Source organism: Streptomyces sp. NPDC102270 (assembly GCF_044766405.1).
Taxonomy (GTDB): domain Bacteria; phylum Actinomycetota; class Actinomycetes; order Streptomycetales; family Streptomycetaceae; genus Streptomyces.
Map to the genome: position 1 here is coordinate 1 of NZ_JBIWLX010000059.1, position 7,827 is coordinate 7,827.

General features: G+C 72.0%; 10 protein-coding genes. 4 read left to right on the forward strand and 6 right to left on the reverse strand.

Going from position 1 to position 7,827, the window contains the following annotated elements; translation table 11 throughout:
- On the reverse strand, positions 1 to 96 hold a 96-nt coding region (locus ACIRP7_RS45380), incomplete at its 3' end, for a biotin carboxylase N-terminal domain-containing protein (protein ID WP_279617129.1).
- A 379-nt stretch (positions 97 to 475) separates the two neighbouring features.
- Between ACIRP7_RS45380 and ACIRP7_RS45385 the strand changes: the two genes are divergently transcribed.
- Positions 476 to 973 carry a hypothetical protein gene (locus ACIRP7_RS45385; RefSeq protein ID WP_403672884.1) on the forward strand — a complete coding sequence of 166 codons (498 nt, stop codon included), beginning with the start codon at positions 476 to 478 and terminating at the stop codon, positions 971 to 973.
- Here ACIRP7_RS45385 and ACIRP7_RS45390 read toward each other — a convergent pair.
- The 4 genes from ACIRP7_RS45390 to ACIRP7_RS45405 all read right to left on the reverse strand — a co-directional run bounded on the left by ACIRP7_RS45390 (position 942) and on the right by ACIRP7_RS45405 (position 3,632).
- Positions 942 to 1,562 (reverse strand): nucleoside triphosphate pyrophosphatase, encoded by a 621-nt coding sequence (locus ACIRP7_RS45390; RefSeq protein WP_403672887.1) that lies wholly within the window; start codon positions 1,560 to 1,562, stop codon positions 942 to 944. The two genes, ACIRP7_RS45385 and ACIRP7_RS45390, sit on opposite strands and share 32 nt — an antisense overlap.
- A gap of 18 nt (positions 1,563 to 1,580) precedes the next feature.
- On the reverse strand, positions 1,581 to 1,709 hold the full coding sequence (mmpB, locus tag ACIRP7_RS45395; protein WP_352389017.1) for a morphogenic membrane protein MmpB: 129 nt from the start codon (positions 1,707 to 1,709) through the stop codon (positions 1,581 to 1,583).
- 103 nt (positions 1,710 to 1,812) lie between these two features.
- A complete protein-coding gene (locus ACIRP7_RS45400; protein ID WP_403672890.1) occupies positions 1,813 to 2,022 on the reverse strand; it encodes an acyl-CoA carboxylase subunit epsilon in 210 nt (69 codons plus the stop codon).
- A gap of 17 nt (positions 2,023 to 2,039) precedes the next feature.
- Positions 2,040 to 3,632, reverse strand: coding sequence for an acyl-CoA carboxylase subunit beta (locus tag ACIRP7_RS45405; RefSeq protein WP_403672893.1), 1,593 nt, complete (start codon positions 3,630 to 3,632; stop codon positions 2,040 to 2,042).
- A 110-nt stretch (positions 3,633 to 3,742) separates the two neighbouring features.
- Between ACIRP7_RS45405 and ACIRP7_RS45410 the strand changes: the two genes are divergently transcribed.
- On the forward strand, positions 3,743 to 4,606 hold the full coding sequence (locus tag ACIRP7_RS45410) for a biotin--[acetyl-CoA-carboxylase] ligase (protein WP_403672895.1): 864 nt from the start codon (positions 3,743 to 3,745) through the stop codon (positions 4,604 to 4,606).
- A gap of 108 nt (positions 4,607 to 4,714) precedes the next feature.
- Positions 4,715 to 5,809, forward strand: coding sequence for an adenylate/guanylate cyclase domain-containing protein (locus tag ACIRP7_RS45415; RefSeq protein ID WP_352389013.1), 1,095 nt, complete (start codon positions 4,715 to 4,717; stop codon positions 5,807 to 5,809).
- Between the two features lie 171 nt (positions 5,810 to 5,980).
- Here ACIRP7_RS45415 and ACIRP7_RS45420 read toward each other — a convergent pair whose 3' ends face one another.
- The gene (locus ACIRP7_RS45420) at positions 5,981 to 6,634 is read right to left on the reverse strand and encodes a hypothetical protein (RefSeq protein WP_403672898.1); all 654 of its coding nucleotides are present in this window, start codon (positions 6,632 to 6,634) and stop codon (positions 5,981 to 5,983) included.
- Between the two features lie 199 nt (positions 6,635 to 6,833).
- Between ACIRP7_RS45420 and ACIRP7_RS45425 the strand changes: the two genes are divergently transcribed.
- On the forward strand, positions 6,834 to 7,637 hold the full coding sequence (locus ACIRP7_RS45425) for an enoyl-CoA hydratase/isomerase family protein (RefSeq protein WP_403672900.1): 804 nt from the start codon (positions 6,834 to 6,836) through the stop codon (positions 7,635 to 7,637).
- Positions 7,638 to 7,827: the final 190 nt, after the last annotated feature.

The following is a 7,827-nucleotide window of genomic DNA, read 5'->3' on the forward strand; positions in this document are numbered from 1 at the left end:
GGCGTACACGGCCACGCTCGCGATACCGGCATCCCGGCAGGCCCGGGCAACGCGGACAGCGATTTCGCCACGGTTGGCGATGAGCACCTTGCGCACGATTGAGGCTCCCTCCTTGAAACAAGCCGAGTTTAGGGACTGCCGACACGGCTCTTCGACCCGTCCCCTGTGGTGACCTTCCCCACACGGAGCGTGATACGAGCATGCACGACCCGCGAAATCCCTTGTCGCACCTCGGTACGCAGGACTCCTCCCGGAAACCCTAGCCCTCCTCTGTGGTCAAGGTCTCTGTGAGAGCGTGCTGCGGACCACTCCGATTCTTTGTGGAGTCCCTACGAATGGCCCAATGATTCTTTGCCCCCGGCCCAACCCTTGTCCCACGGTTTACCCGTTAGTAGCGTTCGCGCTGTATTGAACGTACGTCGGGTATCAAGAGCGCGGCTCGAAAGTGGGTGGGGACCGGGTGATACGCAGACCGGTGGCGTGGGTCGTGGCGGTGGTCCTCCTCGCCGAGGCTCTCGGCGTGGCGGCGCTCAACTGGATCATGGGGACGCTCGTCGACGCGCAGAACATGTCGCTGGCCGGTCTGGACCCGGACGCGATGTCGATGTCCTCGAAGATCGGCGGGATCGTCTTCGGCCTCTACTTCGCGCTGTGCGCGCTGGTCGCCCTGCTGGTGGCGGTCCGCGACCGGCAGCCCGCCGGGCTCGGCCGGGTCCTGCTGATCAGCGCCGCCGTGGTGCACGGCCTGCTGGCCGCGGCGGCCTGGGCGCTGATCGGCCTGCCCCAGTTCCTCTTCATGGTCGTGATGCTCGGGCTGATCGTGCTGTTGCTGGTGACCTACGACGGACAGCGCGAGCCGGCCGCGGCGGCGCCGCTCGACACACCGGGGCCGGGTGGCTCCGAGGAGCCGGAGGATTTCCCGCGGGCCGGCGGCTCGCCGCTCACGCCTCCGGCGGCGCCCACAACTCCGTGATGCCGACGCCCAGCTCGGCCAGCAGCCGGCGCAGCAGCGGCAGGCTGAGGCCGATCACATTGCCGTGGTCGCCGTCGATGCCCTCGACGAACGGGGCCGAACGGCCGTCCAGCGTGAACGCCCCCGCGACGTAGAGGGGTTCGCCGGAGGCGACGTACGCGGCGATCTCCTCGTCGGTCGGCTCGCCGAAGCGGACGACGGTGGAGGCGACCGCGGAGACGTACCGGCCGCTCGTCGTGTCGTAGACGCAGTGGCCGGTCTGGAGGGTGCCCGCGCGCCCGCGCATGGCCTTCCAGCGGGCCGTCGCCTCCTCGGCGTCGGCGGGCTTGCCCAGTGCCTCGCCGTCCAGGTCGAGCACCGAGTCGCAGCCGATCACCAGCGCACCCTTGACCTCGGGCTTCGCGGCCACGACGGAGGCCTTCGCCTCGGCGAGGGCGAGGGCGAGTTCGGCGGGGGTGGGGGCGGAGACGGCGTCCTCGTCGACCCCGCTCACGAGCACCTCGGGGGTGAGGCCGGCCTGCCGCAGCAGGCCCAGCCGGGCGGGGGACTGGGAGGCGAGGACGAGTCGGCGGCGCGGCTGATCGGTCATGCGGTCAGCGTAGTCCGGTCAGCGCAGCCCGATCACGATCATTGCGAGCACCATGGCCAGCGCCAGGAAGACGCTCAGTCGCCGAAGCATGTCCTGCGTGTCGCGCAGTTCCTTCGGCGGTTCGTTCTCGGGGTCGGACCACAGCATGGTTCCAGCGTGCGGCGATTTCGCGGGAGGCGCCTGAGTACGCGTACTCAACTTCCCGGGCTGCGGCCGGTCCGGGGGACCCCGGACCGGCCGCACCCGTCCTCTAGGACGGCCAGTAGGTGCGGCTCCACGCCGTCGGGCCCGGCTGGGGCAGGCGGCGGCCCGCGATCCTCGACGGGTCGGACCACGCGGCCCTGGTCTCCTCCGCGCCCGACGGCATCTCCGTCGCCGCCGCGGCGCGGGCCCGGACCACCGCCAGGGCGGCGGCAAGCTCCTCCGGGGTGGGGTTTCCCCGTACGACCTTGATGTTCATGACGGCTCCCGGCAGGGCTAGAGGGGGATGTTGCCGTGCTTCTTGGGGGGCAGGGTCTCGCGCTTGGTGCGGAGCTGGCGCAGGCCCCTGACGACATGGCGGCGGGTGTCCGACGGCATGATCACGGAGTCGATGTAGCCGCGCTCGGCCGCGATGTAGGGGTTGAGGAGGGCGTCCTCGTACTCCTGGATCAGCCGGGCCCGGGTCGCCTCCGCGTCCCCGGCGGCCTCGGCCTCCGAGATCGTGCGGCGGTGCAGGATGTTGACCGCGCCCTGGGCGCCCATCACGGCGATCTGCGCGGTGGGCCAGGCGAGGTTGAGGTCCGCGCCGAGGTGCTTGGAGCCCATGACGTCGTAGGCGCCGCCGAAGGCCTTGCGGGTGATCACCGTGATGAGCGGGACGGTCGCTTCCGCGTACGCGTAGATGAGCTTGGCGCCGCGGCGGATGATGCCGTCGTGCTCCTGGCCGACGCCCGGGAGGAAGCCGGGGACGTCCACGAACGTGATCACCGGGATGTTGAAGGCGTCGCAGGTGCGGACGAAGCGGGCCGCCTTCTCGGACGCGGTGATGTCCAGGCAGCCGGCGAACTGCATCGGCTGGTTGGCGACGATGCCGACCGGGTGGCCCTCGACCCGGCCGTAGCCGGTGAGGATGTTCGGCGCGTACAGCGGCTGCGTCTCGAAGAACTCGGCGTCGTCCAGGATGTGCTCGATCACCGTGTGCATGTCGTACGGCTGGTTCGCGCTGTCCGGGACGAGCGTGTCCAGCTCGCGGTCCTCGTCGGTGGTCGCGAGGTCCGCCTCCTCCGGGTAGACCGGCGGCTCGGACAGGTTGTTGGACGGCAGGTACGACAGCAGCTGCTTGACGTACTCGACGGCGTCCTTCTCGTCCCCGGCCATGTGATGGGCCACGCCGGACACCGCGTTGTGGGTGCGGGCGCCGCCCAGCTCCTCGAAGCCGACGTCCTCGCCGGTGACCGTCTTGATGACGTCGGGGCCGGTGATGAACATGTGCGAGGTCTGGTCGACCATCACCGTGAAGTCGGTGATCGCCGGGGAGTACACGGCCCCGCCCGCGCAGGGACCGACGACCAGGCTGATCTGCGGGATGACACCGCTCGCGTGGGTGTTGCGGCGGAAGATCTCGCCGTACGCGCCCAGCGAGGCCACACCCTCCTGGATGCGGGCACCGCCGGAGTCGTTGATGCCGATGACCGGACAGCCGGTCTTCAGCGCGAAGTCCATCACCTTGACGATCTTCTGGCCGTAGACCTCGCCCAGCGCGCCGCCGAAGACGGTGAAGTCCTGGGAGAACACGGCGACGGGGCGGCCGTCGACGGTGCCGTACCCGGTGACGACACCGTCGCCGTACGGGCGGTTGCTCTCCAGGCCGAAGTTGGTGGAGCGGTGGCGGGCGAACTCGTCCAGCTCGACGAAGGAGCCCTCGTCGAGGAGCAGGTCGATGCGCTCACGGGCCGTCAACTTGCCCTTGGCGTGCTGCTTCTCGACGGCACGTTCGGAGCCGGCGTGCGTCGCCTCCTGGATGCGGCGCTGCAGATCCGCGAGTTTGCCCGCGGTGGTGTGGATGTCGATCTCTTCCGGCTCGGACATCGGGATGTGGCTCCCTGCCTGCTCAAAAGGGGGGACGGTTACTCATCCGTAGAGTAGTGGTGCCCCTACGAAACAGCAGTGCGGCGTTTCACACACCTAGGGTGGCTTGCATGACGCCGCGAGATGTTTCAGGAGACGACAGCCGTTGGTCGGACCTCGACCGGCCGCCCCTCAACGCCGCCGCGCTGCGGCGCGGCCTGGTGCGGGAGGGCGGGCTGTGGTCCGGGATCGAGGTGGTGGCAGGCACCGGCTCCACCAACTCCGACCTGGTCGCCCGCGCCACCGCGGGCAAGGCGGCCCAGGGCGCGGTCCTCGTCGCCGAGGAGCAGACCGCGGGGCGGGGCCGGCTGGACCGGCAGTGGACCGCGCCGCCGAGGTCGGGGCTGTTCTTCTCCGTTCTGCTGACACCCGGGGACGTGCCGGTGGCCCGCTGGGGCTGGCTGCCGCTGCTGACCGGGGTGGCGGTTGCGACGGGCCTGTCGCGGGCGGCGGGCGTGGACACGGCCCTCAAGTGGCCCAACGACCTCCTGGTGACCGTGGGCGGCGAGGAACGCAAGGCCGGCGGGATCCTCGCCGAACGGGCGGGCGAGGGCGGAGTCGTCGTGGGCGTCGGCATCAACGTCACCCTCCGGGAGGACGAGCTGCCCGTCCCCACTGCGGGTTCGCTGGCGCTGGCCGGAGCGGTGAGCACCGACCGGGACCCCCTGCTGCGGGCCGTCCTGCGCTCCCTGGAGGAGTGGTACGACCGCTGGCGCGCGGCGGCGGGTGATCCGACGGTGAGCGGCCTCCAGGAGACGTATGCGGCGGGGTGCGCGACGCTGGGAAGGACGGTACGGGCGGAGTTGCCCGGTGACCGCTCACTGGTCGGCGAGGCGGTGGCGGTGGACGGGGACGGCCGCCTGGTGATCGCGACGGAGGAAGGGGTGCAGGAGCCGGTCGGGGCGGGAGACATCGTGCACTTGCGACCGGCTTGAGCGCGGAGCCGTCCCACCTGACGGAGTGCGGACGTGAGCTGGCGCACACCTGCCGTACAGTTGAGGCCGGTCGATACCTGACCGTGACAGATCGGAAGGGCAGCAGGCGTGACCGCAGACGACACGGGCTCCGGCGCGGACGCGACCCCGCACCCGCTCGCCGTGCGTCTCGAACAGCTCATCCTCGGCGCCGAGCGGCGCTACACCCCCTTCCAGGCGGCCCGCACCGCCGGCGTCTCCATGGAGCTGGCCACCCGCTTCTGGCGGGCGATGGGCTTCGCCGACGTCGGCCAGGCCAAGGCGTTCACCGAGGCGGACGTCCTCGCGCTGCGCCGGCTCGCCGGTCTCGTCGAGGCGGGGCTGTTGAGCGAGGCCATGGCCGTACAGGTGGCGCGGTCCACCGGGCAGACCACCGCCCGGCTCGCCGAGTGGCAGATCGACTCCTTCCTGGAGGGCCTGACCGACCCCCCGGAGCCGGGCATGACCCGCACCGAGGTGACGTACCCGATCATCGAGCTGCTCCTGCCCGAGCTGGAGGAGTTCCTCGTCTACGTCTGGCGCCGCCAGCTCTCCGCCTCGGCGGGCCGGGTCGTGCAGGCCGCCGACGACGAGGAGATGGTCGACCGGCGGCTGTGCGTCGGCTTCGCCGACCTCGTCGGGTTCACGCGGCTGACCCGCCGTATGGAGGAGGAGGAACTCGGCGAACTCGTCGAGGCCTTCGAGACCACCGCCGCCGACCTCGTCGCCGCGCGCGGCGGACGGCTCATCAAGACCCTCGGTGACGAGGTGCTGTACGCGGCCGACGACGCGGCCGTGGCCGCCGAGATCGCGCTGCGGCTGATCGAGACCATGGCGAACGACGAGACCATGCCCGAGCTGCGCGTCGGCATCGCCTTCGGCACGGTGACCACCCGTATGGGTGATGTCTTCGGTACGACGGTGAACCTCGCCTCCCGGCTGACCTCGATAGCTCCCCGGGACGCCGTCCTCGTCGACAGCGCCTTCGCCGAGGAGCTGATCCGGCACGGCGAGGCGCCCGCCTCCGAGGCGGAGGCGGCCGAGGCCGCGGCCACCGCCGAGAAGGAGGGCGAGGAGCCGCCGACGTACCGCTTCGCGCTCCAGCCGATGTGGCAGCGGCCGGTGCGTGGACTCGGCGTCGTAGAGCCCTGGCTGCTGACCCGCCGGGACGTGGCCCCCTCCTAGGGCCTATTGCGAAAGTGGCGCCTGCCGCGCGACGCCCGGCACGCCCTCTCGCCGCACCGCCCGAAAGCCCGAGTACGCCCAGTACGAGGGCTTCAGGGCCGCACGCCGAGAGCACGCACCGGACGCCGCGCGGCCGCCCTTCGGGCGACGACGCCACTTTCACAACAGGCCCTAGCCGCCCTGCCGCACGCACAGGCCGACGATCGGCACGCACAGGTCCGGCGCGGGCGCGGGCTGGGCCGAGTGCGTGGGCCGGGGCGTGGGCGTCGACGCGGGTGGGGGCGGGGTCGGGGCCCTCGGCGGTGCGTGGGGCGGCGGTGTGCTGGTCGCCGTCGGGGCCGGTGCCGGTGCCTGGGTGTTCGGGGCGTCCGGGATCGTCGTCGGAGCCGCGGCGAGGGGCAGGGGTACGGCGGTCGCGGACCCTGCCGGGGCCGGGGACACAGCGGGTGTCGGAGTCGCGGAGATCCCGCCCATCGCCGTGGTCGACGACGGGCTCGCCTGCGGGACGGAGCCCACGGCCGCGGCGGCGTACGTCGTCCGGTCCTTGCCGGTGCCGGTGCCGGTGCCGGTGCCTGTGCCTGTGCCCGTGTCGAGGTCCGTGTCCGTGCCGGGGGCGGCCTGGGGGTCCGGCTCCGCCGCGCCGAAAGCGCCCATTCCCGCGTCGGGGGTCAGCCGTACGAGGCTCAGGGCGCCGGCGGCCAGGGCGAGGCCGCCCGCTGCGAGCAGGACCTTGCGGGGGCGGGGCTTGCGGTGGCGGCCGCGCGGTCCGAACAGGCGGGTGCCGCCGTCCTCCGCCATGCCTGTCGTCGTCATCGTCGCCGTCATGCTTCCTCCCCTGGGTGCCCGCGCCCCCTGTGCACCAGGCGGGGCGCACGTTATGCGCTGCCGTGGGCGGTGGGGGTGGAGTTGGGCGGGATGTCACTCGAACGGGGTGTCGGGTGGGGCGGCGGAAACCTTTCGCGGTGGGGACCGGGCTGCGATGATCTGGGCGGTCTTGTTAACCCGCGTTAACCGGGAGGGTGTCATGGGTGAGGAGCGGTTCGGGGAGTTCGTGCTGGTGAGACGGCATGAGGAGGGCTATGTCGCCGAGCTGGTCCTCGACCGGCCCAAGGCGATGAACGCGGTCTCCACGGAGATGGCCCGGTCCGTCGCCGCCGCCTGTGCCGCACTGGGGGGTGATCCGGGGGTGCGGGTTGTCGTGGTGAGCTCCACGCATGAGCGGGCCTTCTGTGTGGGGGCCGATCTGAAGGAACGGAACTCCTTCAGTGACGCGGATCTCGTACGGCAGCGGCCGGTGGCCCGGGGGGCGTACACGGGGGTCCTGGAGCTGCCCGTGCCGACGATCGCCGCGGTGCACGGGTTCGCGCTGGGCGGGGGGTACGAGCTGGCGCTGTCCTGCGACCTGATCGTGGCCGACCGTTCGGCGGTGGTGGGGCTGCCGGAGGTGTCGGTGGGGGTGATCCCCGGGGGTGGGGGGACGCAGTTGCTGCCGCGGCGGGTGGGGGCGGCCAGGGCCGCGGAGCTGATCTTCACGGCGCGGCGGGTGGAGGCGGAGGAGGCGTACCGGCTGGGGCTGGTGGATCAGCTGGTGGAGCCGGGGGAGGACCGGGCGGCGGCGTTGTCGCTGGCGACTCGCATCGCCGCGAACTCGCCTGTGGGGCTGCGGGCAGCCAAGCGGGCGCTGCGGCTCGGGCAGGGGCTGGAGCTGCGGACCGGGCTCGAGGTGGAGGACGCGGCGTGGCGGGCGGTGGCGTTCTCGGCGGACCGGGCGGAGGGGGTGGCGGCGTTCAACGAGCACCGCGCCCCGCGGTGGCCTCCGGCGGTTTGACGGGGTTGTCTGCGGGTCCGGTGGGGGCCGGCGTTTTTGCGCAGTTCCCCGCGCCCCTGGATGCCTGCGGCGGCCTGTTCCGGTCCGGTGGGGGTTTGTGTAGCGCGTGGGGTTCGGTGGGTGGGTCGGTGCCGGGGTGGGGGGTGTCCGTCCTCGGTCCGGCGGCTCGGCTGCTTGAGCAGGGCTCGGT